At 64.3% G+C, this 24374-nt stretch carries 23 protein-coding genes; 7 read left to right on the top strand and 16 right to left on the bottom strand.

Annotated elements, in window-relative coordinates:
- Nucleotides 1-125: 125 nt before the first annotated feature.
- The 3 genes from DND132_RS11545 to DND132_RS11535 all read left to right on the top strand — a co-directional run bounded on the left by DND132_RS11545 (nucleotide 126) and on the right by DND132_RS11535 (nucleotide 2366).
- Nucleotides 126-623: a rubrerythrin family protein gene (locus DND132_RS11545; protein ID WP_014322929.1), complete on the top strand. Its 498-nt coding sequence runs from the start codon at nucleotides 126-128 to the stop codon at nucleotides 621-623.
- 112 nt (nucleotides 624-735) lie between these two features.
- Nucleotides 736-1494, top strand: coding sequence for a cell division ATP-binding protein FtsE (gene ftsE, locus DND132_RS11540; protein WP_014322928.1), 759 nt, complete (start codon nucleotides 736-738; stop codon nucleotides 1492-1494).
- The gene (locus tag DND132_RS11535) at nucleotides 1491-2366 is read left to right on the top strand and encodes a cell division protein FtsX (RefSeq protein ID WP_014322927.1); all 876 of its coding nucleotides are present in this window, start codon (nucleotides 1491-1493) and stop codon (nucleotides 2364-2366) included. The genes ftsE and DND132_RS11535 overlap by 4 nt, the downstream gene beginning before the upstream one ends.
- 425 nt (nucleotides 2367-2791) lie before the next feature.
- On the opposite strand, the gene DND132_RS18540 is transcribed toward DND132_RS11535, so the two are convergent.
- Nucleotides 2792-2959 (bottom strand): hypothetical protein, encoded by a 168-nt coding sequence (locus DND132_RS18540; RefSeq protein WP_014322926.1) that lies wholly within the window; start codon nucleotides 2957-2959, stop codon nucleotides 2792-2794.
- Nucleotides 2960-3132: 173 nt separating this feature from the next.
- On the opposite strand from DND132_RS18540, the gene DND132_RS11530 reads away from it, so the two are divergent.
- On the top strand, nucleotides 3133-4014 hold the full coding sequence (locus DND132_RS11530; protein ID WP_014322925.1) for a LysR family transcriptional regulator: 882 nt from the start codon (nucleotides 3133-3135) through the stop codon (nucleotides 4012-4014).
- A gap of 1 nt (nucleotide 4015) precedes the next feature.
- Here DND132_RS11530 and DND132_RS11525 read toward each other — a convergent pair whose 3' ends face one another.
- Together DND132_RS11525 and DND132_RS11520 are read right to left on the bottom strand one after the other, a co-directional pair.
- Complete coding sequence (locus DND132_RS11525; RefSeq protein WP_014322924.1) at nucleotides 4016-4906, bottom strand: LysR family transcriptional regulator; 891 nt, start codon at nucleotides 4904-4906, stop codon at nucleotides 4016-4018.
- Nucleotides 4906-5787 (bottom strand): LysR family transcriptional regulator, encoded by an 882-nt coding sequence (locus DND132_RS11520; protein WP_014322923.1) that lies wholly within the window; start codon nucleotides 5785-5787, stop codon nucleotides 4906-4908. Before DND132_RS11520 ends, DND132_RS11525 begins: the two co-directional genes overlap by 1 nt.
- 132 nt (nucleotides 5788-5919) lie before the next feature.
- Between DND132_RS11520 and DND132_RS18535 the strand changes: the two genes are divergently transcribed.
- Complete coding sequence (locus tag DND132_RS18535) at nucleotides 5920-6078, top strand: hypothetical protein (protein ID WP_014322922.1); 159 nt, start codon at nucleotides 5920-5922, stop codon at nucleotides 6076-6078.
- Between the two features lie 126 nt (nucleotides 6079-6204).
- Complete coding sequence (locus tag DND132_RS18530; RefSeq protein ID WP_014322921.1) at nucleotides 6205-6381, top strand: hypothetical protein; 177 nt, start codon at nucleotides 6205-6207, stop codon at nucleotides 6379-6381.
- 717 nt (nucleotides 6382-7098) lie between these two features.
- Here DND132_RS18530 and DND132_RS11515 read toward each other — a convergent pair.
- The 9 genes from DND132_RS11515 to DND132_RS11475 all read right to left on the bottom strand — a co-directional run bounded on the left by DND132_RS11515 (nucleotide 7099) and on the right by DND132_RS11475 (nucleotide 19395).
- Nucleotides 7099-7863, bottom strand: a complete 765-nt coding sequence (locus tag DND132_RS11515) for an enoyl-ACP reductase FabI (protein ID WP_014322920.1) — start codon at nucleotides 7861-7863, stop codon at nucleotides 7099-7101.
- A 69-nt stretch (nucleotides 7864-7932) separates the two neighbouring features.
- Nucleotides 7933-9093 (bottom strand): glycosyltransferase family protein, encoded by a 1161-nt coding sequence (locus DND132_RS11510; RefSeq protein ID WP_014322919.1) that lies wholly within the window; start codon nucleotides 9091-9093, stop codon nucleotides 7933-7935.
- A complete protein-coding gene (locus DND132_RS11505) occupies nucleotides 9093-9686 on the bottom strand; it encodes a histidine phosphatase family protein (RefSeq protein ID WP_014322918.1) in 594 nt (197 codons plus the stop codon). The genes DND132_RS11510 and DND132_RS11505 overlap by 1 nt, the downstream gene beginning before the upstream one ends.
- A complete protein-coding gene (locus DND132_RS11500; protein WP_014322917.1) occupies nucleotides 9683-10801 on the bottom strand; it encodes a glycosyltransferase family 4 protein in 1119 nt (372 codons plus the stop codon). Before DND132_RS11500 ends, DND132_RS11505 begins: the two co-directional genes overlap by 4 nt.
- 71 nt (nucleotides 10802-10872) lie before the next feature.
- Nucleotides 10873-11697 (bottom strand): tetratricopeptide repeat protein, encoded by an 825-nt coding sequence (locus tag DND132_RS11495; protein ID WP_014322916.1) that lies wholly within the window; start codon nucleotides 11695-11697, stop codon nucleotides 10873-10875.
- 5 nt (nucleotides 11698-11702) lie between these two features.
- Nucleotides 11703-14150: a DNA gyrase subunit A gene (gene gyrA / locus DND132_RS11490; RefSeq protein ID WP_014322915.1), complete on the bottom strand. Its 2448-nt coding sequence runs from the start codon at nucleotides 14148-14150 to the stop codon at nucleotides 11703-11705.
- 229 nt (nucleotides 14151-14379) lie between these two features.
- Nucleotides 14380-16779 (bottom strand): DNA topoisomerase (ATP-hydrolyzing) subunit B, encoded by a 2400-nt coding sequence (gyrB, locus tag DND132_RS11485; RefSeq protein WP_014322914.1) that lies wholly within the window; start codon nucleotides 16777-16779, stop codon nucleotides 14380-14382.
- Entirely contained in the window at nucleotides 16780-17949 is a 1170-nt protein-coding gene (gene dnaN / locus DND132_RS11480) for a DNA polymerase III subunit beta (RefSeq protein ID WP_014322913.1), read from the bottom strand.
- 147 nt (nucleotides 17950-18096) lie between these two features.
- Nucleotides 18097-19395, bottom strand: coding sequence for a DnaA ATPase domain-containing protein (locus tag DND132_RS11475; RefSeq protein ID WP_014322912.1), 1299 nt, complete (start codon nucleotides 19393-19395; stop codon nucleotides 18097-18099).
- Between the two features lie 367 nt (nucleotides 19396-19762).
- Here DND132_RS11475 and DND132_RS11470 point away from each other — a divergent pair, with 367 nt between their 5' ends.
- Nucleotides 19763-20932: a homocysteine biosynthesis protein gene (locus DND132_RS11470; RefSeq protein WP_014322911.1), complete on the top strand. Its 1170-nt coding sequence runs from the start codon at nucleotides 19763-19765 to the stop codon at nucleotides 20930-20932.
- Between the two features lie 814 nt (nucleotides 20933-21746).
- Here the strand turns inward: DND132_RS11470 and DND132_RS11465 are convergent.
- Genes DND132_RS11465 through DND132_RS11450 form a run of 4 tightly spaced genes read right to left on the bottom strand, consistent with a single transcriptional unit; the run spans nucleotide 21747 to nucleotide 24365 of the window.
- Entirely contained in the window at nucleotides 21747-22289 is a 543-nt protein-coding gene (locus DND132_RS11465; protein WP_014322910.1) for a 2-oxoacid:acceptor oxidoreductase family protein, read from the bottom strand.
- Nucleotides 22289-23059 (bottom strand): thiamine pyrophosphate-dependent enzyme, encoded by a 771-nt coding sequence (locus DND132_RS11460; protein ID WP_014322909.1) that lies wholly within the window; start codon nucleotides 23057-23059, stop codon nucleotides 22289-22291. The genes DND132_RS11465 and DND132_RS11460 overlap by 1 nt, the downstream gene beginning before the upstream one ends.
- The gene (locus DND132_RS11455) at nucleotides 23060-24130 is read right to left on the bottom strand and encodes a 3-methyl-2-oxobutanoate dehydrogenase subunit VorB (RefSeq protein WP_014322908.1); all 1071 of its coding nucleotides are present in this window, start codon (nucleotides 24128-24130) and stop codon (nucleotides 23060-23062) included.
- A 1-nt stretch (nucleotide 24131) separates the two neighbouring features.
- Nucleotides 24132-24365: a 4Fe-4S binding protein gene (locus DND132_RS11450; protein WP_014322907.1), complete on the bottom strand. Its 234-nt coding sequence runs from the start codon at nucleotides 24363-24365 to the stop codon at nucleotides 24132-24134.
- Nucleotides 24366-24374: the final 9 nt, after the last annotated feature.

Raw genomic sequence — 24374 nt, 5'->3', positions numbered from 1 at the left:
CCTGCGCAGCCTCTTGCCGCGCCTGGTAATTTTTGCTTGCGTTTCTAGCCAGGAATCATTACTACTTCATCCACGCACTCAATCGGCCCGCGAGCCGACAACCGAAACCATACAGGAGAAATTCGATGACCAAGACCATGGAGAACCTGAAGGCCGCTTTCGCCGGGGAATCCCAGGCCAACCGCAAATATCTGGCCTATGCCGAGAAGGCCGACGCCGAGGGCAAGCCGGGCGTGGCCAAGCTGTTCCGCGCCGCCGCGGCCGCCGAGACCATCCATGCCCATGCGCACCTGCGCCTGATGAAGGGCGTCGGCACCACCGAGGAGAACCTGAAGGACGCCATCGCGGGCGAGACCTACGAGTTCAAGTCCATGTATCCCGAGATGATGGAGGACGCCAAGGCCGAGGGCGAGAACGCCATCCTGCGCTATTTCGGCTTCGCCAACGAGGCGGAGAAGGTCCACGCCGAGCTGTACGCCGAGGCCCTGGAAGACCCGGACAAGTTCGCCGACGCCGAGTTCTACATCTGTTCCGTGTGCGGCCACACCATGAACGGCGAACCCACGGACAAGTGCCCCATCTGCGGCGCGGCCGTGAAGGCCTACCGGAAGGTCGAAGCCTAGTTCCTTCACCGACACAGCCCGTCTGCGCCGCCCCGTTCCCGCCTGGAACGGGGCGGCGTTTTCGTTGCGGTCCTGTACAAACGGAGGCGAGCCGGGTACATAAGGCGACATGATGGTCAATGTGGAACGACTGTCCTACAACTTCGGCTCCTACTGGGCCCTCAAGGACATCTCCTTCACCCTGGAAAAGGGCGAGTTCCTCTTTCTGACGGGCCACTCGGGCGCGGGCAAGACCACGCTCCTGCGCCTGCTGTACGGCGCGCTGCCCGTCACCCGGGGCCGCGCCTCGGTCGCCGGGTTCCAGCTCAACACCCTGAAAAAGCGCGATATCCCCAGGCTCCGCCGCAAGGTCGGCGTGGTCTTTCAGGACTTCAAGATCCTGCCCGAGCGCACGGTTTTCGACAACGTGGCCATGGCCCTGGAGGTGCGCGGCTTGCCCCGCACCCACCTGGAGCGCCGCGTGCGCGCCATCATCCGGGCCCTGGGCCTGGAGACCCGCAGCTATTCCCTGTGCGAACGCCTCTCCGGCGGCGAGCAGCAGCGCGTGGCCATCGCCCGGTCCATGGTCGCCAACCCCGAGTTGATCCTGGCCGACGAACCCACCGGCAACCTGGACGTGGACCTGACCCTGCACCTCATGGAGATCTTCAAGCAGTTCCACACCTACGGCACCTCGGTCATCATGGCCACCCACTCCACCGAGGTCCTGGAGTGCGTGCCGAGCGCGCGCATCCTGCACCTCCAGGACGGACGCATCGAGGAACCGGGCGACATGGGCGAACCCGACGACGAGCCGGACGAATCCCGGGACGACCCGTTCGACGATCCCTTTGCCGACGACGAGACCGGACTGGACGAGGTGGGCCTGTGATCGGGCCGTTCCTCCGCCTGACCCTGCGCGGCGTGGCCGACCTGCGCCTGCACCCCTTCGCCCAGCTGCTGACCCTGCTGGCCGTGGCCATGGTCACCCTGCTCACCGGACTGATCCTGCTCGGCATGCACAACGTGGACCGGGAGCTGCTCCGCTCCCGGGGCAAGGTGGAATTCCAGGTCTACTGGAAAATCAACGCTCTCCCGGCCCAGGTGGAAAAGGACTGGCAGGCCGTTCGGGCCATGGACCACCTGACCGGATTCAAGACCTTCACCCCCAGGACCGCCCTGTCCGAGCTGGCCGGGGCCCTGGGCGAGACCGGCGACTTTTCCTGGCTGACCGACAACAACCCCCTGCCCTACTCCGGCCTGGCCGCCTTTGCCGTGCCGCCCGAGGCGCAGCGGGCGGGCTGGGCCGCCGACCTGCTCACCCGGCTCAAGTCCCTGCCCGGCGTGGACAAGGTCAACTACACCCCGTTCCAGGCCGACCTGGCCCAGGGCTGGCAAACCCTGACCAAGCTGGTGGTCTGGCCGGTCCTCGGCTTCCTGGGCCTGATCGTCTCCCTGGTGGTCCACAACACCATCAAGCTCTCCCTGCTCACGCGCATGGACGAGGTCGAAATCCTCTCCCTGGTGGGCGCGAGCCCGGCCTATATCCGCTGGCCCCTGCTCATCGGCGGCCTGGCCCAGGGAATCCTCGGCGCGGGACTGGGCATCGGCCTGCTCGCCGCCACCCACTCGGCCGTGGCCGACGCCCTGAACTTCCCGCCGTTCCTCATCCACCTGCAATTCCTGCCGGCAACCCAGCTGCTCATCCTGGCCGGAGCCGTCACCCTCGTCTCCACCCTCTCCAGCTGGGTGGCCGTGAAATAGGCGGAGCCCCCGGACCCCCATCCCCTCTCCCTTCCTAATCTTTTTGGCGCCGCTTCACGGGGCGATTCACAATGAAAAGACCTCCGACTCAATATTGAGTCAAAGGCCTTTTTTCTTCATTTTTCTGGAGCGATTCGGGTGCGCGGCACCCGACAGCGGCTCTCCGCCCTCGGAATAGGCTTGGGAGAGTGGGTCAGCCGTGCATTTTCTCCCGGCCGGGCCGACCGCAGCGTGGCTTACCACGTGAGGATTGGGCCGGCCGGGAAAAATGTGCGGATGACCCGCTATCCCAAGCCGCCCCCCGGAAACCACCCCCTGACATAAAAGAAGCGCTCTTGTCCGGAGGGGAAAGGATGACAAATCCCCCGGACAAAAGCGCCTCCAACCCGCTGTGCAAGCGGGAGCGTCGCTCCCGGTAAATTCTTCTAGAAACCCCTGGTGAACAGCAGCAGCGTAAAGGCGGCCAGGGCCGAAGCGGCCGGGCGCACGCGGCTGTGGGTGCGGCTGTTCCTGCGGGGACGCGTATCGTCGTTGCGGTGCGCATCGTTGCGCATGTGCATCATGGCCAGTCTGGTGTCGTTTTCCATGCTCATGATTTCCTCCTATCCTTCTCCGCCATCCGGGCGGATTTCCATATCTGCACATCTACGGATCATGTCGAAATCAATCCAATTGTTTTGTTTGATGTACTTGTTCGGAATTTCTGATGACAATTTCGATCTCAATCGGATATGATTATGACGGACATCAAGGAGGCTGATCGGGTATGGAACTGTACCAACTCAAGACGTTCGTGGTGGTGGCCGAGGAAGGCCACCTGACCCGCGCTTCGGTGCGGCTGCACACCAGCCAGCCCTCGGTCAGCGCGCACATCAAGGCGCTGGAGGACGAGCTGGAGACCAAGCTGTTCATCCGCACGCCCAAGGGCATGCGGTTGACCGAGGCCGGGGAGCGCATCAAGCTCAAGGCCGAAGCCGTGCTCAAGTCGGCCCGCGAGCTGAAGCTGGAGGCGCGGAGCATGGGGGACGAGCTGGTCGGCGACCTGTCGCTCGGCCTGAACACGGACGCGGAATACCTGCGCATCGTGCCCCTGCTGACCTCCCTGGGCGAGGACCATCCGCGCATCGTGCTCCAGATCCAGCAGCGCGCCTCCACCTCGGTCCAGGGGGCCGTCCGCGACGGGCAGCTCGACTGCGGGTTCATCTTCGGCGAGCCGCGCTACCCGGAGATCTGCGCCATTCCGCTGGAAAAGACCCGCTTCTTCGTGGCCGTGCCGGACATCTGGAAGGATCGCATGGCCCAGGGGACGGCCGGGCTGTCCGACCTGCCGTGGATCATGGACCCGTCCGACAACCCGCTCCAGCAGCTCATCGACCCGTTCTTCAAGTCCCACGGGATCAAGCCCTCGGTCCAGCTCGAGGTGGACGGCGACGAGGTCATCCGCGTGCTGGTGGCCGCTGGCAAGGGCATCTCCTTTCTGCGGCGCAACGAGGTCGAGGCGGCCAACCGCATCGGCCGCCCCGTGCACGCCCTGTCCTTCGACGAGCTGTCCATCCAGGCCAACTTCGTCTACCTCAAGCGGCACGACGAGGACCCGGTCATGCGCGCGGTCATCGACCACGTCAAACGGTGTTGGGAAGTGAGCTAGGTCAGCAGGTCTCGCCGGGCCACAGCCCCCGGACCACCTCGGTCAGGGCGCGGATGGTCGGGTCGCCGGACCGGCTCTTGGGGTAGACGAAATTGATGTTCAGGGACAGGACCGGACCCACGTCGCAGATCACCGCCGTGCCGTCCCGGACCATGGCGTCCGCGTCGCTCTGCTTGAGCAGGGACACGCCCTTTCCGGCCGCCACCAGCTCACGGATGACATCCTCGGAGTCCGCCTCGATGTAGTCGGTGATGCGGATGCCCGAGCCCTCGAACACCCCGTCCAGGACCATCATGAACGGGCACTCCCGGTCCGGGCGAACCCAGGGCAGGGTCGCCAGCCCGTCCAGGGGCATGCCCTCCACCCGGGCCGACCAGGCCGCCGGGGCCACCACCCGCACCGGAATCTCCTTGAGCGGGATGTGCGCCACCTCGGCGTAGCGGTTGTCGAAAAAGGAAAAGCCCGCGTCCAGCCGCCGGTCGCGCACGTCCTTCAATATGGACCCGGAATTGCCCTGCTGGAACTTGAGCCGCAGCTTGGGGTGGGCGTCGGCCATGGCCGCCGACAGCTCGGCCACGCGCAGAAAGCTCGTGTCCGTGTTCAGGGCGATGGTCAGGGACCCGGTCAGCTCCTCCAGGTATCCGGCGGCCAGGTTGGCCATGTCCTCGGCGGCCAGGAGCACCGAGTCCGCCTTGAGCTTCAGTCCCTTGCCCGCCTCGGTCAAGCGCATGCCGCGCGGGGTGCGCACGAACAGCGGCAGCCCCAGCTCCTCCTCCAGCGCCTTGATGTGCCCGCTCACCGCGGGCTGGCTGGCGTAGATGCGCTCGGCCGCCTTGGTCAGGTTGCCCTCCTCGGCCACGGCCACGAAGGTCTTCAGCTGATACAGTTCCATCACACCTCCCAGGTGCGCCGCACCAGTTCGAGAATCGCGGCCAGGGACGGCAGGTCGTCCTCGTCCTTGCGGTACACGAAATTCACTTCCACCGGATGACGGCCCACCAGCGCGCACTCGGCCGCCAGCCCACTGCCGACCATGACCGCCACCTCGTCCTCGCGCACCAGGGCCAGCGCCTTGCCCTCCACCACCAGCGCCCGGATGACCTCCTCCGAATCCGCGCCGATGGTCCGCGCCGGGACGATCCCGAACTTGTTGAAGATGTCCAACTGCAACTCCCGGAACGGGCTGTGACTCGCGGGCATGACCCAGGTGAACCTCGACAGGGCCTCGGCATCGGCCACGGCCAGCTCGTCCCCCACGCTCGCCGCGCCCAGGATCGAATACTCCGGCTCGGCCAGCTTGACCGCCTCCAGGTCCCGGTACGGGTTGCCTGAAAACACGAACCCCGCGTCCAGGGTGCGCGCCCGGATGCCGTTCAGGATCACCCCGGACGGCGACTGGATCAGCTTCAGGTTGAGCTTGGGAAACCGCTCGCTCATCAGGTCGATCAGGCTGGTGGCCTTGAGAAAACCGGGGTCCGTGCACAGCCCGAGCGCCACCTGGCCCGCCACCTCGCCGCCCAGGGTCACGGCCCGCGCCTGCAACGTCTGTGCGGCGGCCAGCACCTCAATGGCGTCGTGCACCAGCTCGGCCCCGGCCTGGGTCAGCTCCACGCCGCGCGGTACCCGGTCGAACAGCCGCACCCCCAGCTCCTCCTCCAGCGCCTTGATGTGCGCGGAGACCGCGGGCTGGGTCGCGTGCACGCGCCTGCCCGCCCTGGTGAAATTGCCCTCCTCGGCCACGGCCACGAACGTCCTCAACTGGTACAGTTCCATGCCGCCTTCATACCCGCCCGCGACGGACTGGGCAATCGCTATTCCTTATGCCCGGTTTCACCCTTTGTAATTGGACCGAACCCCGTCCGCACAGGCAAAAATACCCCTTACAACCCGAAAAGGAGAAAAATCATGCCGGATTCCTCTGCCTGGAGCTACCTCTTCCTGCCCGAGGACAGTTCCGACGCCGAACCGCTTCAACCCCCACCCGCAGCCGCGCGGATCGGCAAAATCCTGCTCTGGACCGCTGTGGCCGTGCTTCTCGGCGTGCTCCTGGGGCATCCCACCTGATCGCGTCCCATCAGAAATCCTTATGCCTGCCGTCACGCATCATTATTGGACCGCCGCGCCATTCTGCGCCTACCAGGAGATCGAGGCTGCCTTCCGCTCAACGAATTTTGCAAGGAGGACGGAAAAATGAAGAAGTCCAACATCAATATGCTCGCCTACCTGTTCCAGCCCGAGGATTCCACGGGCGCACCCTGGAACAACGACCTGTGCCGCGCCGCCAACGGCCCGCTCGGTCTGCTCAAGCTGCTCTTCTGGACCGGCGTGTCCATGATCCTCAGCATCGGCATCAGCCAACTCGTCTAACCACACACTTTTCGCGGGACCGGCTCGGGTCCGGACCCGCCACATCCAGACCTCATAAGGTCCTCTCCGGCCAAGGCCGGGCAGCAAGCCACGGAAACGCTCTGCCCGGCCTTGGTTTTTTGGGATGAGCGACGGGAGGAAGATGCGGGTAATGCCTCCGGCGGGCGCTCGGGGCGTGCGGCGGCGGGAGGCTTGGCGCGGGACGCCTCCCGCCGTGCCGGTATGCGATTTAGGGCAGAAAAAACGGCGTGCTTCTTCACCAAAAGAAGCACGCCGTTTTTTCTGCCCGAAGTCGCGGGGGGTGTTTTTTTAATAAAAAAATAGCTCGCTCAAGACACCGCCCCGCCGCCTTTTACCAACGCCGCGAAACCGCTTTGGCGGGTTCCGCCGACATCGCCAGCGGCGTTGGGCAACCGTCCCGAAGGATTCGCGCCGGGCGGCCCTCCGGGCCCCGGAGGGCCGCTCGGCGCGAACCCTTCGGGACACCGCCGCCCGCCGCCAGCCGATCCCCCCGCAACGAGCTCCGACCTCTCGCATGCCTCACACCCCGCACGACCTCCCGCACCCGAACGCCCCTGCCGAAGGCACACAAAAAGTTTGGGAGAGTCCAGAGAACCCTTTCCAAAGGGTTCTCTGGCCGTCGGAGACGCCCGCCCGGCGAGGGCCCGCCGGAGGCATTCTTCCCACCGCTCGGCCGCTCGCTCGCCCCCTACGGGCTTACACGCCCATGATGTTGTAGCCCGAGTCCACGAAGACCACGTCGCCGGTGGTGCCGGAGGACAGGTCGGAGGCGAGGTACAGGGCGCATTTGCCCACGTCGTCGATGGTGATGTTGCGGTGCAGGGGGGCTTTTTCCTCGATGCGTCCGAGGATGGACTTGAAGCCGGAGATGCCGGAGGCGGCCATGGTCTTGACGGGTCCGGCGGAGATGGCGTTGATGCGCACGCCGTTTTGGCCCAGGTCCACGGCGAGGTAGCGCACGCAGGCTTCGAGGGCGGCCTTGGCCACGCCCATGGCGTTGTAGTTGGCCACGACCTTGCCCGAGCCGTAGTAGCTCATGGTCAGGACGGAACTGCCGGGCCCGAGCAGGGGTTCGAAGGCGCGGCACAGGGCGACCAGGGAGTAGGAGGACACGTCCAGGGCGACCTTGTAGCCTTCGCGGCTGGTGTCGATGAACCGGCCCTTGAGGTCCTCGCGGTTGGCGTAGGCGATGGAGTGGACGAGGATGTCCACGTCGCCCCAGCGGTCGCGCACGAGGTCCACGCCCGAGGCGATCTCGTCGTCCGAGGTGACGTCGCACTTGTACATGAACTCGCCGCCGAGCTCCTCGCAGATAGGGGCCAGGCGGTGCTCGATGGGGTCGGCGGCGTAGCTGAAGGCCAGGCGCGCGCCGTGTTCCCCGAGTTGCCGAGCGATGCCGTAGGCGATGGAGCGGTCGTTGACCACGCCGAAGATGAGGGCTTTCTTGTCCTTGAGCAGCATGTGCACTCCTTTGCTTTGCGGCAGTATACCCTGCCGGGCGGCGAGTGGCGATGGGAAAGTGTGGCCGGGCTACATGGCTGCGTGGATGTCCTCGAGGATGCGGGCGGAGTTGGCGGCCCCGTCCAGGTTGAGGTTGAGGGGCGCGGCCGTGCGGTCCAGGCCTTCGCGCATGAGCGGGACGAGGCGTTCCGGCCCGAGGTCGTCCTGGGTGATGACCTTGAGTCCGCCCTTTTCCTCGATGCGCCGGGCGCGCATGTTCTGTTCGCGGTTCTGGAGGAAGGGGTACATGAGCCCGAAGGTGTTGGTGGCCAGGAGGTTCATGGTGGTGTTGTACCCGCCGAGCGAGACGGACAGGCGGGCCAGGTCCAGGTAGGCCAGGAACCGCTTGGTGAAACGCTTGAGGGTGATGTGCGGGTATTGTTCGGCGATGGCCCGGAGGCGGGCGAACTCGTCCTCCTCGGCATAGGGGCCGGTGAACACGGCCAGCCGGTGGGGGTGGGTCTCGTTCAGGATGGGCGAGGCGGCCAGGGCCCCGCGCAGCAGGTCGCGGCCGATGTGGCCCCCGCCCACGGACACGACCACCAGCGGGGTGTCGCCGAGGTTCAGCTCGGCGGCCAGGCGCGCGGTCTCGGCCGGATCGGGCTTGCGGGCCACGTAGCCGGTGTAGTGGACCTCGGGGACGATGCCGTCCACGCCGGGAAAGGTTTCGTCCAACCGGACCAGGTTGGGGTCCGAGTGGACCAGGACGTGGTCGAAGTTGGGGTTCAGGTAGCCGTGGACCCGCTCCACCTGGCGCTTCATGTCGTTCTTTTCCACCAGGATGTCGCGCACGGAGCAGACCGCGCGGCAGGGGCCGTACTCGCCCTTGCGGACCTTCTTGAGGATGGGCAGGAGCTCGAAGCGGAACTTCTTGCGGCCGAAGGGGAAGAGCTCGACCATGAAGATGTCGGGCTGGTACCGGGCCATGATCTCCTTGAACAGGCGCAGCCGCCGGACCAGGACCTCGTCCACCTCGGCCCCCTCCTCCAGGGGGATGAACCGGGTGAACTTGGCGTCCATCATCAGGCCGGGCAGCTGGATGCGGGTCATGTTCGCGGGCGGGTCGAAGTCCACCTCGGCCCCGCCTGTGACCAGGATGACCTCGTGGTTTTTCAAGGCCTTGACGATTTCCAGGGACCGGAACATATGGCCCACGCCGAGGACGTGCTGGCAGTAGAAGACGATGCGCATTAGAGCTCCATGTTCAGCTCGCCCAGGGCGAGCTCGTTGTCGATGCATTCGATGCGGTGCAGCCGGTAGGGAAGGTATTCCACGGGGTCGCCGGGCAGGAAGTCCGAGCCGGACAGGGCGTGGGCCAGGCAGCGCAGCACCCCGTTGTGGGTGACCACCAGCACGGACTCGCCGGGGTGTTCGGCGGCGAAGTCGATGAGCGCGTCGCAGGCCCGGCAGAGCACCTCGTCGCGGCTCTCGCCGCCCAGGGGCCGGAACCCGAACCCCTTGTGCTCCTCGCGCCGGACTTCCTTGCGCTTTTCCTTGAGTTCAGTCTTGGTCAGGCCGGTCCAGTCGCCCCAGTCCTGCTCGCCGAGGCGTTCGTCCTCGTGCATGGGCAGTCCCAGGACCTCGTTGACCAGGGCGGCCGTCTCCCGGGCGCGGGAGAGCGTGCTGGTCAGGATGCGGTCGAACCCCTCCCCGGCCAGGGACTCGCCCCACTTGCGGGCCATGTCGCGGCCCTCGTCGCACAGGGGGATATCGGTGTTGCCCTGGATGCGGCAGGCGCGGTTCCATTCGGTCATGCCGTGGCGCATGCAGAAATAGGTGGTCATGATTGTCGGGCCCTCGCTTCGGCCAGATGGCGCAGGACGTCGGCCACGTGGCCGTAGTTGCGCTGCGCGTCGTGTTCGTTGGTGACGTATCCGGGCGCTTCGGCCGCCAGGGCCGCGCACCGTTCGGGGTCGCGGACCAGCTCGTCCACGCCCCGGGTGAAATCCTCGATGTTCGCCCCGGTGATCAGCCCGGTGCGGCCGTGGGCCACGACCATGGGCGCGCCCTCGTCGTCCGTGGCCACCACGGGCAGGCCGCAGCGCTGGGCCTCCAGGTAGACCATGCCCACGCTCTCCTTGAGACCGGGGAAGGCGAACAGGTCGCCCGCCGCGAAAAAGCCGCCCAGTTCCCGGCGCTCCACCAGGCCGAGGAAATGCACCCGCTCGCCGAGCAGGGCGCGGGCCTCGGCCTCCAGCTCCGGGCGGCACGGGCCGTCCCCGGCCACGGCCAGGACCACGTCCCTCCCCTGCCGGACCAGATCGGCGCAGGCCCGGAAGACCCAGCGCAGCCCCTCGGCCTTGACCCCGGCGCGCATCATGGCCGCGCTCAGGACCACGCGGGCGTGCTCCGCGCCCCAGGCCCGGCGCAGCCGGGTGCCGGCGGTGTCGTCGCGGGCGAACAGGCCTGCGGGCAGGCCGGGCCGGACCGGGGAAAAGCGCTCCGGGGGCAGCAGCCTGCCGCAGCCGCACAGGTCGTTGGCCCGGTTGCAGAAGATGTGATCCGCCCGGAGCATGGCCCGCCGGTTCAGGCGGAAGCCCGGCCAGGTGGCCAATTTCCGGCCCCGGTTCAGGGCGTAGCTCGCCTGGAAGATGGCGTAGGGAATGGCCAGCCGGGCCGTGCAGACCGGGCCGAAGATGTCCGGGGCCTTGTAGTAGGAGCCGTAGGTCAGCCAGGCGTCGCAGCCGCGCGCGGCCTCGGTCATGCGCCCCATGGCCCGGTACGCGGGCAGCCAGCGGGCGGGCCGCTTCCAGATCTCCTTGGCCGGGAAGAACGGCACCGGGACCACCTCGTGGCCCAGGCCAGCGAGCGCGTCGCGCAGGTCGCGGGCAATGGTCACGTCGCCGGACACGGACGGGTTGTCCAGCGCTTTGAACGGGGTGCACAGGGCGATCTTCACGGGTCACTCCGAAGGTTGCGTGGGGGCGCCGTCCTGGTCATACACCAAAAGAGCGGCCCCGCGAACCCGGCTCACTGCCTGGGCGGCACCAGGGGCAGGGGCTCGGGCACCACCTCGGGCAGGTTGGCCAGCCGGGTCTCCACCACCTTGGGGTTGGGATAGGTGTGCAGGATGGATTCGAGCAGCTCGCGGGTCTTGGCGTAGTCCCGGTCGTTCTCGGCGATGTCCGCCTGGAGGAAGATGGCCAGGGCCCTGGTCTCGTCCGAGATGTGCTTGAGCCTGAGCAGGGAATCCAGGGTCTTGGACGCCTGGGACCAGCTGGAGATGAAGGTGTAGCTCTGGGCCAGCTCATACAGGCATCTGGCCTTGGCCTCGTCGTCCGCGGCCGAGTCCGCGCAGTTTTCCAGGGTGCCGGCCACCAGGTCGTAGCTGCCCATGTTGCGGTAGAGCCGGGCCATGCGCAGCTGGGTTTTGTAGGTGTGCTCCGGGTTGCCCTGGGCATGGATCAGGCACTTCTCGAAGCACTCTATGGCCTTGGGATTGTTGCCCAGTTCGGAATAGACCTCGCCCAGCTGGAACATGATCTTCCAGGCCGTGTCCGGGTCGTCGCCCAGTTCGAGATACATGGCCTCGAGCAGGACCACGGCCCGATCCAGGTCGCCCTTGATGGACACCGCGATCTCGGCCAGACGGTCCCAAGCCTCCTTGCGGAACTTGCCCTGGGGCTCCACCTGAAGGTAGCGCTCGTAGTCCTTTTCCGCCTCGAGGTAGAACCCCTTGGAATAGGAGTCGCGCGCCCGTTCGATGTCCTCCCGGCCCGGCGAACCGGACGAAGAGCAGGCCGCGACGGCAAACACCGTCGCGGCCAGCAGTATCAGCACGAGTATGCGTCGCATGGTCCCTAGGCCTGGACCTCGCCCAGGTCTTCGTCGTCGTCCATGACCAGGTCGAAGCCGATGACCTTGTTGTCGTCGTCCATGCGCACCAGCCGCACGCCCTGGGTGGCCCGGCCGCGCGTCTGGCTGACCTCGGACACCGACATGCGGATGATCTTGTTCTGGGAGGTCAGCAGGATGACGTCGTCGGACTCGTTGACCATGCACGCGCCCACGACCATGCCGGTCTTGTTGGTCAGGCGCATGTTCAGGATGCCCTTGCCGCCGCGCGTCTGGACCCGGTACTGGTCGATGGTGGTGCGCTTGCCGTAGCCGCCCTCGCTGACGGTCAGCAGCTGGTCGCGCTCCTGGTCGCCGGTGACCACGCAGGCCACGACCTCGTCGTTGGGCCTGAGCGCCATGCCCTTGACGCCCGCCGTGGCGCGTCCCATGGGCCGGGCGTCGTTGATGTTGAAGCGGATGGCCGAGCCCTCGCGGCTGACCAGGATGCAGTCCACTTCCGGCTCGATCTCGCGCACGTCCATGAGCTCGTCGTGATCGCGCAGGTTCACGGCGCGGATGCCGGTGGTCCGGCAGTTGCCGTACAGGCCGATGGACGAACGCTTGATCATGCCCTTCTTGGTCACGAACAGGAAGAAGCGGTCGTCCGCGAACTCCCGCAGGGACAGGCAGGTGGCGATGTGCTCGTCCTTGTCCAGGGGCAGGAGGTTGTTGACGTGCCCGCCCTTGGCGTAGCGCGACCCCTCGGGCACCTGGTGGACCTTGATCTTGAACATCTTGCCGAAGTTGGTGAAGAGCACCAGATGCTGATGGTTGGTGGTCAGCATGAAGGTGTGGATGAAGTCCCCGTCACCGGTCTGCACGCCCGCGATGCCCTTGCCGCCGCGCTTCTGGGCGGTGTAGTTGGACAGCGGGGTGCGCTTGATGTAGCCCCGGCGGCTCAGGGTGATGACCGTCTCCTCGTCCGGGATGAGGTCCTCGATGTCGATGGAGTCCAGGTCCGCCCGGAGCAACTCGGACTTGCGCGGGGTGGCGTAGTTGGTCTTGATCTCGTTCAGTTCGTCGCGGATCACGCCCTTGAGCACCTCGTCGTTGGACAGGATGGCCTTGAAGTATTCGATCTTCTTCATCAGCTCGGCCAGTTCCTCCAGGAGCTTGTCGTGCTCCAGGCCGGTCAGCTTCTGCAAGCGCATGTCCAGAATGGCCTTGGCCTGGATGTCGGACAGGCTGAAGCGGCTCATGAGGCCGTCGCGGGCCTCCTCCGGAGTCTTGGACGCGCGGATGAGCTTGACCACTTCGTCGATGTTGTCCAGCGCGATGCGCAGGCCTTCCAGGATGTGGACGCGCTTCTCGCACTTGTCCAGGTCGAACTTGGTCCGGCGGATGATGACCTCGCGCCGGTGCTCCAGGAAGTGGCCCAGGACCTCCTTCAGGTTCAGGAGCATGGGCCGCTTGCCGACCACGGCCATCATGTTGATGCCGAAGCTGGTCTCCAGCGGGGTAAACTTATACAGCGAATTGATGATGATGTCCGCGATGGCCCCGCGCTTGAGCTCGAGCACGATGCGGATGCCCTTGCGGTCGGACTCGTCGCGCAGGTCGGCCACGCCGTCGATCTTCTTTTCGTGGACCAGGGCCGCAATCTTCTCCACCAGGGTGGACTTGTTCAGGGCGTAGGGAATCTCCTTGATGATGATGGATTCCTTGTGCCCCTTGCGCGCCTCCTCCAGCTCGACCACGCCGCGGATCTTGATGGAGCCGCGCCCGGTGGTGTAGGCGTCGATGAGCCCCTGGCCGCCGAAGATGGTCCCGCCCGTGGGGAAGTCCGGGCCCTTGATCCGCTTCATCAGCGATTCGATGGTGCATTCCGGATTGTCGAGCAGGTGCACGGAGCCGTCGATCAACTCGCCCAGGTTGTGGGGCGGGATGTTCGTGGCCATGCCCACCGCGATGCCCGTGGTGCCGTTCAGGAGCAGGTTCGGGACCTTGGTCGGCAGGACCGTCGGTTCCTGCAGGGTGTTGTCGTAGTTGGGCGCGAAATCGACCGTGTTCTTCTCGATGTCCCCGAGGAACTCCGAGCAGAGCCGGGCCATGCGCACCTCGGTGTATCGCATGGCGGCCGCGGAGTCGCCGTCGATGGAGCCGAAGTTGCCCTGCCCGTCCACCAGGGTGTCGCGCATGGAAAAGTCCTGGGCCAGCCGGACCAGGGCGTCATAGACCGCCGAGTCGCCGTGCGGATGGTATTTGCCGATGACGTCGCCGACCACGCGCGCGGACTTCTTGTAGGCGCGGTTGTAGTAGTTGCCCAGGTCGTGCATGGCGTAGAGAATGCGCCGGTGCACCGGTTTGAGCCCGTCGCGCACGTCCGGGATGGCGCGCCCGATGATGACGGACAGGGAGTACTCGAGATAGCTCTTCTTGAGTTCGCTCTCGATGGTGATCGTATCACTCATTCCTTGCTTGCCTCCTAGGATGCCGGGGTCCGTGTGAGGGGATGCCTCCGGCGGCCGGGGAACCCTTTTGAAAGGAATCCCCGGACCCTCCTAAACTTTTTGTGTCGCCGCCGGTTGATGGTGCGTTCGCCCCGTCACGTCCGGGCGGCGTTGGTTCCTGTTCGATTGAAAAACCGGGGGTCGGGGAAGCCTTCTCCCAAGAGGGTTCCCCCGCTCTTCCCCCAAAAACCTAGATGTCCAGCTCCTGGACGGCCAGGGCGTTCTTCTCGATGAATTCCCGGCGCGGTTCCACGTTGTCGCCCATGAGGTCCACGAAGATGTCGTTGGCCGCGGCCGCGTCCTCGATGGTCACCCGGAGCATGGTCCGGTTTTCCGGGTTCATGGTCGTCTCCCAGAGCTGTTCCGGGTTCATTTCGCCCAGGCCCTTGTAGCGCTGGATGGACCAGCCGCGATGGGCCTCCTCGATGACCGCGTCATACAGGCTGAAGAAGCCGGAAACGGGCCGCTGCTCCTCTTTCAGGTCCAGGACGAACTCGAACCCGCCGCAGACCTCCTTGAGCTCGCCGTAGGTGTTGTAGGCCGTCTTGTAGAGCTTGGAGTAGAAGAACTCCATGGCCAGCCGGGTGCGGTGGCCGTTCTCGTTCTCGAAATCCAGGTAGGTGCGGTCCTTGTCCATCTCGGCGTCGTGCTCGGTCTCGATCTGCACCTGGTAGCCGTTGGTCTCGAAGTCCCGCTTGAACTTCTCGGGGTCGTGCTCCTCGAAATAGGTGTACGAGATGCGCTCCGGGAAGTTCAGGAGCTTGCGGTACAGGATGGCGTCGATGCCCACGGTCTCGGCCTCGTGGAACCGGGTGCGCAGGAAGCGGATCTTGTCCATGACCCCGATGAGCTTCTGTCCCTCCAGGACCTTGCCATTGCCGGTCTTCACGGACAGGTCGCCGCCGACGCGCTCCAGCAGGAAGTTGTCCAGCTCCACGTCGTCCTTGATGAACCGCTCGAACTTGCCCTTGCTGGCCCGGTAGAGCGGCGGCTGGGCGATGTAGATGTGGCCGCGGTTGATCAGCTCCTCGTACTGCCGGAAGAAGAAGGTCAGCAGCAGGGTGCGGATGTGCGAGCCGTCCACGTCGGCATCGGTCATGATGACGATCTTGTGGTAGCGCAGCTTGCTGTAGTCCTTCTCGTCCTCTTCGTGGCCGATGCCGATGCCAAAGGCGGTGATCATGGCCCGGATTTCCTTGTTGCCGAGCATCTTGTCCAGCCGGGTCTTCTCCACGTTCAGGATCTTGCCGCGCAGGGGCAGGATGGCCTGGATCTTGGGGTCGCGGCCCTGCTTGGCCGAACCGCCTGCGGAGTCGCCCTCCACCAGGAATATCTCCGAGTCCTCGGGGGACTTGGACTGGCAGTCGGCCAGTTTGCCGGGCAGGGCATTGTCCGACAGGGCGCCCTTGCGCCGGACCAGGTCGCGGGCCTTGCGGGCCGCCTCGCGCGCCCGGGCCGCGTCCACGACCTTCTCAATGATGAAGCGCGCTTCCTTGGGGTTCTCCTCGAAGAAGGTGTTCAGCTTGTCGTAGATCACGCCGGCCACCAGGCCGGCGGCCTCGGAGTTGCCGAGCTTGGTCTTGGTCTGGCCCTCGAACTGCGGGTTGGGCAGCTTGACCGAGATGACCGAGGTCAGTCCCTCGCGCACGTCGTCGCCGGTCAGCTTCTGGATGAGCTTCTTGGGCAGATCCGCGCTCTGGATGTAGCTGTTGATGGCCCTGGTCAGGGCGGTCTTGTACCCGGCCAGGTGCGTGCCGCCCTCGATGGTCCGGATGTTGTTGGCGAAGGTGTAGGTGTTTTCCTTGTAGCTCGCCGTGTACTGCAGGGCGAACTCGACGAGCATGTTCTCGGACTCGCCCTCGCCGTAGACAATCTCGCCGATGGTCGTCAGGTTGGAGTTGATGTCCTTGACGTACTGCTTGATGCCGCCGGTGAACTTGAAGATCTCGGGCTTGGACTCGGGGTTGCGCTCGTCCTTGAATTCGATCTCCAGGCCGGAGTTGAGGTAGGCCAGCTCCTTGAACCGCTTGCGCAGCACGTCGTAATCGAACTGGTTGACCTCGAAGATGTCCTCGTCGGGCCGGAACCGCTGGCTGGTGCCGGTGGAATCGGCCGGGCCGACCTCCTCCAGTCCCTTGACCACGTGGCCGCGCTCGAACTTCATGCGCCAGGTCTTGCCGTCGCGCTTGACCGTGGTCTCCATAAACTCGGACAGGGCGTTGACGCAGGACACGCCCACGCCGTGCAGGCCGCCCGAAACCTTGTAGGAGTCGTTGTCGAACTTGCCGCCCGCGTGCAGCGTGGTCATGGCCACCTGGACAGCCGGGATCTTTTCCTTGGGGTGGATGTCCACCGGGATGCCGCGGCCGTTGTCGGTCACCGTGCAGGAGTTGTCCATGTGCAGGGTGACCTTGATCTTGTCGCAGTACCCGGCCATGGCCTCGTCAATGGAGTTGTCGATGACTTCGTAGACCAGATGATGCAGGCCACGGATGTCCGTGGACCCGATGTACATGGCCGGGCGTTTGCGGACGGCCTCGAGCCCCTCGAGTACGGTGATCGACTCGGCGTTGTACTGTTTCTCGCTCATTTATGCGTTTTCCTCGGTATAGTAGGTCTCTTCCTGGATCATCATCGGCATGACGATCACATTGTAATCCTTGTCGTCCGGACCGGTCAGGCCGCACGGCGCCTCGGTGCCGGTCAGGGTGAACTTCACGGTTGGCGAGGCGAAGTGGTTCAGGATCTCGATCAGGTTGCGGGTCGGGAAGGCGATGCGGGTCATGTCCCCGGTGAAGGTCGCGTCGATGGACTCGCGCGCCGTGCCGGTCTCCTGGCCCTGGGCCGAAACCGTGACCTCGTTGTCGTCGAACGAGAAGTAGGCGCAGCGGTTGGAGTCGGTGTTGAACAGGGCCACGCGGGACAGGGCGTCCACCAGGTCCAGCCGGTTCACTTCCAGGGTGGAGACGTTGTCGTCGTTCAGCCGGGCCAGGAAGTTGTTGTAGTTGGGATACTGGTAGTAGGACAGCGGCAGGGTGAAGGTCTCGCGCTTGTCCCCGGTGCGGAAGAAGAGCCGCTTATTGGAGATGGCCAGCTCGATCTCGTCCGCGGTCAGCCACTTCTTCAGCTCGGCCAGGTACTTCTTCTGGATGAGCACGCCCTCTTCCGGGAGCATGGCGTAGATGTCGTCGTTGACGAAGTTGAGCATGGCGAACTGGTGCCCGTTCAGGCCGCAGACCTCCACGGTCTTGTTACCGGCCTTGTCGCGCGGGACCATGTAGATGCAGGCGATGGCCTCCATGGAGTCCTCGTCCGAGATGCAGAAGGAAATCTTGTCGATGATCTCGTGCAGGAAGTCGCCGGACCAGTAGACCGTGTTGTCCTCGGGGAAGGTGGAGAACTTCTGGAACCACTCGGGGTCGTTCACCGGGAACTTGTACTTGCGGGCCTTCTGCTCCACCAGCACGTTCTGGTTGGCCTCATCCGTGTGGATGGTCAGCTCGCCCTGATCGGAGCGGAGCTGCTTGACCAGGTCGTAGAAGGCGCGCCCCTGCACGCCGGCCAGTCCCTCGCCCTCCAGGGCGGCGGGATAGGAACCCATGAACTCCAGGTTGGAGTCCGTGCTCATGATGTTCAGGTTCCCGTTCTCGCACTGGAGCCAGATGGTCCGCAGGAAGGCCGCTCCGGTTTTCGCCGGGATGATGTTCGCCGACTTCTGGAGTCCTTCGATGATTTCATCTCGGTTCACTTTCAGAAACATAAAAAATATCTCCTTGATTGAGATTTATTACCGCGGTTCCTTTGTTCCTTTCGGAACCAAGAACTTGTAATCGTTAATTTTTTTTAGCACACCCATTGTCATGATTTAGGAACCGGCGGTGCCTCAACAGGCCGTTTCCCGAAATGATCACGACATGCGACATTTATTCTTCAAGGTTTTCAACAGCTGTTTCAATTCGAAGTCATCTTCCTGTAATTGATCGATTTTTTTGACCGAGTACAGGACCGTGGAGTGGTCCTTGCCGCCGAACGCCCGCCCCAGAGCCGGGTACGAGGTGTTCAGCATCTGGCGGCAGAGATACATGGCCACCTGCCTGGCGTGGGCGATGTGCTGGTGTCGCTTGGTCCCGGTCAGGTCCTTGACGTGGACGCTGAAATGCTCGGCCACCACGCTCAGGATCTTCTTGGGCGTCAGGTCGTCGGTGGTCTTCTCCTCGGTGTTGGCCAGGATGTGTTCGAAGTCCTTCTGGGTCAGGTCCTGCTTGACCAGCTCCTTGAAGGCGAAGAGCTTGAGCAGGATGCCCTGCAGATAGCGGAAGTCCGTGAACCGCTGGGCCAGGGTCAGGACCTGCTCCTTGGTCAGGGAGAGCCGCTTGGCCCGGGCCTGGCGCTGGATGTAGCCCACGCGGATCTCCAGGTCCGGTTCCTTGAGGGTCACGATCAGCCCCCAGCCGAGCCGGGATTGCAGGTTGTCGTCCAGAAAATCGTAGCTGGTGACCTTCTCGCGGCAGGCCAGGACCATCTGCTTCTTGTTGTCGTAGAAGTGGTTGAAGATGTTGACCAGTTCCTGTTGGAAATGGGGATGTTCCTTGATCTTGTGGAAGTCGTCGATGAACAGGAAATTGTAGTCGAACAGGTGGTTGCGCGCCTTGAACGGGTCGCCCTTGAAGCGGATGGAATAGAGCGAGTTGAGCTCCTCCAGGGAGCCCATGAAGATGGTCGAATAGTCGTGCTTCTTGGCGATCTCGTTGCCCACGGACTTGAGCAGGTGGGTCTTGCCCGATCCGCCGGGCCCGCAGATGATGAACGGGTTGAACAGGGAGCCCGACTGCTTGGCCACTTCCTTGGCCGAGGCGATGGGGAAGTAGTTTTTCTTGTTGATCAGAAAGGTGTCGAAGGTGAATTCCTGGCCGAAGGGGAAGTCGATGCGCTTGACCACGTCGGACACCTGCACGCCGCGCGGCCGGTCCTGGGTCTCGCTGTCCTTGTAGCTGACCACGTACCCGTTGCCCAGGAACATGTTCAGCTGCGCCTCGAACCGGTCCTGGATGTCGGACTCGAACCACTTGGCGAAAAAGGCATGGGGAAAACCCACGGTCAGCCGCTTGTTTTCCTCGGAGTAATCGAAGGAAAGCGGATCGAACCAGCGCTTGAGTTCCTCGTCCGTGCAGGTCTGGAGGAGATGTTGCCGAAGTGCTTCTTTCACGATGGGATGTCGGTGCTTGTAACCAATTGAAATTACATGGTTTTAAAAAACAAAATTCGAGTCTAAAAAAACTCCTGAAATTTATGTGATTCTATACCCTAAAATGGGCCGAAAGCCAAGCTTTTCCGCCACTTTTTCCTGTGGTTGACGGTCGCTCGCCGCCCTTTCCCCACCGTTCGGCAAGGCCTGTTGAAAACACACGGGAAAACGGGAGTTTTCCTCCGCCGGACAGGTTATTCACAACGCCGGGAGGATCCGGTCAAGAAGCTGGTTTTCCTTCCGGCGAAATTGGATTACAAGGGGTGGACTTCACGCATGGAACAACACCTCGCGGACCCCGGTCCGGTGGGGCGAAGGCAGGATAACGATGGCTGAATACAAAGTGAACAAGACGGTCCAGGAGATCAACGAGCGCATCCGCCAGGGCAAGGCCGTGGTGGTCAATGCCGAGGAGATGATCGAGATCGTCAGGAAGGAAGGCAAGGTCAAGGCCGCCCAGGAAGTGGACGTGGTCACCACCGGCACCTTCTCGCCCATGTGCTCCTCGGGGCTGCTCTTCAACATCGGGCAGCAGCCGCCGGTCATGAAGGTCTCCAAGCTCTGGCTGAACAACGTGCCCTGCTACAGCGGCATCGCGGCCGTGGACGCCTATCTCGGGGCCACCGAGCCCGCCGAGGACGATCCCCTGAACAAGGTCCATCCCGGCCGCTTCGCCTACGGCGGGGCCCACGTCATGGAGGACCTGCTGCGCGGCAAGGCCGTGCACCTGCGGGCCGAGGCCTACGGCACGGATTGCTACCCCCGGCGCGAACTGGACAAGGACGTGACCCTGGCCGATCTGCCCAACGCGGTCATGCTCAACCCGCGCAACTGCTACCAGAACTACAACGCGGCCGTGAACCTGACCAACCGGACCATCTACACGTACATGGGTCCGCTCAAGGCCAACGCGTCCAACGTCAACTACGCCACCGCGGGCGCCCTGTCCCCGCTGTTCAACGACCCGTACTTCCGGACCATCGGCATGGGCACGCGCATATTCCTGGGCGGGGGCATCGGCTACGTCATCGGCGAGGGCACCCAGCATGTCCAGAAGCCCAAGCGCAACGAGCGCGGCATCCCCGAGGGCGGCTCGGGCACGCTCATGCTCAAGGGCGACTTCAAGAAGATGAACGCCCGCTACGTGCGCGCCCAGTCCATCATCGGCTACGGCGTTTCCCTGGCCCTCGGCGTGGGCATCCCCATCCCCATGCTCAACGAGGAGCTGGCCTGGTTCGCCGGCGTGGCCAACGAGGACATCTCCATGCCGGTCAAGGACTACGGCTACGACTACCCCAACGGCATTCCGCGCGAGGTCACCCGCGTGAGCTTCGCCGAGCTCAGGAGCGGCCGGATCATGGTCAACGGGAAGGAGACCGCCACCGTGCCCGTGACCTCCCACTCCATGTCCCTGGAAGTGGCCGACAAGCTCAAGGAATGGATCCTGGCCGGCAAATTCCTGCTGACCGAAAAACAGGACGACATCCCGAGCTTCTAGCCCGCCTCGATGCATGCAAAAAGCGGCCTGCCGGAGATTTCCGGCAGGCCGCCTTGTTTCGGCTCACTGGGCGGCATCAAGTATCCGCCGCGCCACCGCCATCTCCTCCGGTGTGGCCCGGCAGCAGCGTATCGGGTCGGACAACTCCCCGTAGATCGGCCCTCCACAAACCAGGTCACAGCCAGGGGGTGCCGCCCGCCGTTTCGATCCGCAAAGGCGTAGGCGACCTGGATGACCTCCGGCGTCCTGTCCATGCCGAAGACCCTTGTTGGCCCTCCGGCATACTACTCGTACTCATTCACGAAGCCGGGCTCCGGCCCCACGAACATCTCGGGCCGCTCCCCGGCTCCGGCCGGGCCCGACAGCAGCACGAGGAGGATGGGGCAGACGCAGGCTCGGGTTGGTGTCCTCGATGATCCCGCCGAAGGGGTCGTACAGTACATCCTTACGGATGAGGACAGCAGCAATCGGCCAGGGGGGAAACTTTTCCCAAAAGTTTCCCCCCCGGACCCCCCTTCCAAACTTTTTTGTCGCCGCTTCGCGGGTGCCGTGCGGGAGCTTCAAACCGAGCCATGGAGATACCTATTGTACGTAATAGATGATCATATTGTATGACTAACCCAGCCCCCTCCCCTCCCCCGCGAAGCGGCGCCAAAAAGTTTGGGAAAAGGAGGGGATGGGGGTCCGGGGGAAGGGGAGGAAAAAACCCTTTTCAAAGGGTTTTTCCTCCCCTTCCCCCGGCCGCCGGAGGCACAAAAAAACGCCCCTGCCGGAGCATCCGGCAGGGGCGTTTATTTACATGTGTCCCGCGCTGCTAGGCGACGTGTTTGGCGCCGGCTTGGATGGCCTTGGTGTTGGCCGGGATGAGCTTGTGGTAGTGCGGGGAGATGACGTTTTCCAGCGAGCCGATGACCGCGTCCAGCGGGATGATGCCCGAGGCCTGGACGAAGGCGCCGATGGCGACCATGTTGGCCATGCGGGTATTGCCCAGCTCGTCGGCGATCTCGTTGCAGGGTACGCCGTAGCATTTGAGGCGACCGGTGTCGGCCAGCTCCATGTCGATGAGCGAGGAGTTGATGATGTGGATGCCGTTGTCGACCACGCGCGGCTGGAACTTGTCCAGGGACGGGCGGTTCATGGCGATGAGGGACTTGGGCCGACGGATGATGGGCGAACCGATGTCCTCTTCGGAGAGGACGACCGTGCAGTTGGCGGTGCCGCCGCGCATCTCCGGGCCGTAGACCGGGATGTAGGTGACGTTGAGGCCGTCCTTCATGCCCGCGTAGGCGAGCAGGTTGCCGATGAGCATGACGCCCTGGCCGCCGAAGCCCGCGATGATGGTATCCATGTAGCGCATCAGCAGACACCTCCTTCCTCGGACACATCCTTGTAGATGCCGAGCGGGAAGTACGGGATCATTTCATTCTGGATGCGTTCATTGGCTTTGAGCGGGGTCATCTTCCAGTTGGTCGGGCAGCCGGAGAGCAGCTCCACGAACCCGAAGCCGGTGTTGTTCAGTTGGAACTCGAAGGCCTTTTTCAGGTATTTCTTGGCCTTCTTGATGTTGGCCACGGTGTTGAGCGCGGCGCGCGCGGCAAAGGCGGTGCCGCCCAGGGAGGCGATGATCTCGGTCATGCGGATGGGCGCGCCCTCGTGGGTCTGGCAGCGGCCCGCCGGGGTGGTCGTGGTGATCTGTCCGATCATGGTGGTCGGGGCCATCTGGCCGCCGGTCATGCCGTAGACCGTGTTGTTGACGAAGACCACGCACATTTTCTCGCCGCGGTTGGCGGCGTGCATGATCTCGGCCATGCCGATGGAGGCCAGGTCGCCATCGCCCTGGTAGGTGAAGACGAACTTGTCGGGCCGGGAGCGCTTGACGCCGGTGGCCACCGCCGGGGCGCGGCCGTGGGGGGCCTCCACCGCGTCGGCGTTGAGGTAGTTGTAGAGGAAGACCGAGCAGCCGATGGAGGTGACCATGAGGGTCTTTTCGGCCAGGTCCATTTCGTCGAGCAGTTCGCCGATGAGCCGGTGGGCGATGCCGTGGTGGCAGCCCGGGCAGTAGTGGGTCGGCCGGTCGATGACGGACTTGGGCTTGTCGAAGACCAGTTTTTCGTTCATTTCGGTCATTTATTTACCCTCCAGGCATTTGAGGATGGGCTCCTCCAGTTCGTCCGGGGTGGGCAGGTTGCCGGGATAGATGGGGTAGAAGTCGGAGTCGGCCACGGTCCGGATGGCCAGGCGCACGTCGTCGACCATCTGGCCGAGGTTGTGTTCGATGGTCAGGAACCGCTTGCCCTGTTCGGCCAGGGCCTTGAGCTCGTCCGACGGGAACGGGTACAGGGTGATGGGCCGGAACAGGCCGACCTTGCGGCCGTCCTTGCGGAACTTGCGCACCGCGGACTTGGCGATGCGGCCGATGGAGCCGTAGGCGCAGACGATGAGGTCCGCGTCCTCGGTCTCGAACTGCTCGGCCTCGGTCAGGCCCTTCCAGGAGTCGTATTTGGCCTGGAGGTGCCTGTTCTGTTCGGCCAGGGCCCCTTCCTCGAGGAAGAGGGACTTGATCAGACGCTTTTCGCGGCCGTCGGTTCGGCCGGTGATGGCCCAGTCGCGGCCCGCGTCCTCGTCGATGCCTTCGGGTTCCCAGGGGGTGATGGGTTCCTTCATCTGGCCGAGAATGGCGTCGCCCAGGATGAGCACCGGGGTGCGGTGGGTGAAGGCGATGTCAAAGGCCTTGATGGTCAGGTCGTAGGCCTCCTGGACCGTGCCGGGTCCGAGGGTGAAGTGGCGGTAGTCGCCGTGGCCGCCGCCCCGGGTGGACTGGTAGTAGTCGCCCTGGGCCGGGCCGATGTCGCCCAGGCCTGGCCCGCCACGGTTCATGTTGACGATGACCGCCGGGACCTCGCTGCCCGCCATGTAGGAGATGGCCTCCTGCTTGAGCGCGATGCCGGGGGAGGAGCTGGAGGTCATGGCCCGGACGCCGGTCGCGCCCGCGCCGAGCAGCATGTTGGCCGCGGCCACCTCGGATTCGGCCTGGACGAAGTCGCCGCCGGCCTTGATGATCTCCGAGGACATGAATTCGGGTATGTCGTTCTGCGGGGTGATGGGGTAGCCGAAGAAGCATCTGCACTTGGCGGCCAGTGCGCCGCGCGCGATGGCTTCGTTCCCCTTGACGAAGATGCGGTCGTTTTTCTTGCTCATGCTACTTCCCCTCTTTCTTCTTTGGGGTCCTGTACACTCTGATCGCCACGTCCGGGCAGATCTGGGCGCAGGATGCGCAGCCGGTACATTTGTCCTTGTCGGCCTCGGGCACCTCGGCGACCTTGTAGCCGCTGACGTTGAACCGGTCAGACTGGACGATGATGTCGACGGGGCAGACGGTGGTGCAGAGCAAACAGCCTTTGCACCTGTCTTCCCGGACCTCGATTCGAGACATGTACTACTC

This window comes from Pseudodesulfovibrio mercurii, assembly GCF_000189295.2.
Taxonomy (GTDB): domain Bacteria; phylum Desulfobacterota; class Desulfovibrionia; order Desulfovibrionales; family Desulfovibrionaceae; genus Pseudodesulfovibrio; species Pseudodesulfovibrio mercurii.
The sequence above is the reverse complement of the archived record's forward strand: the minus strand, read 5'-3'. Positions and strand labels throughout refer to the sequence as shown.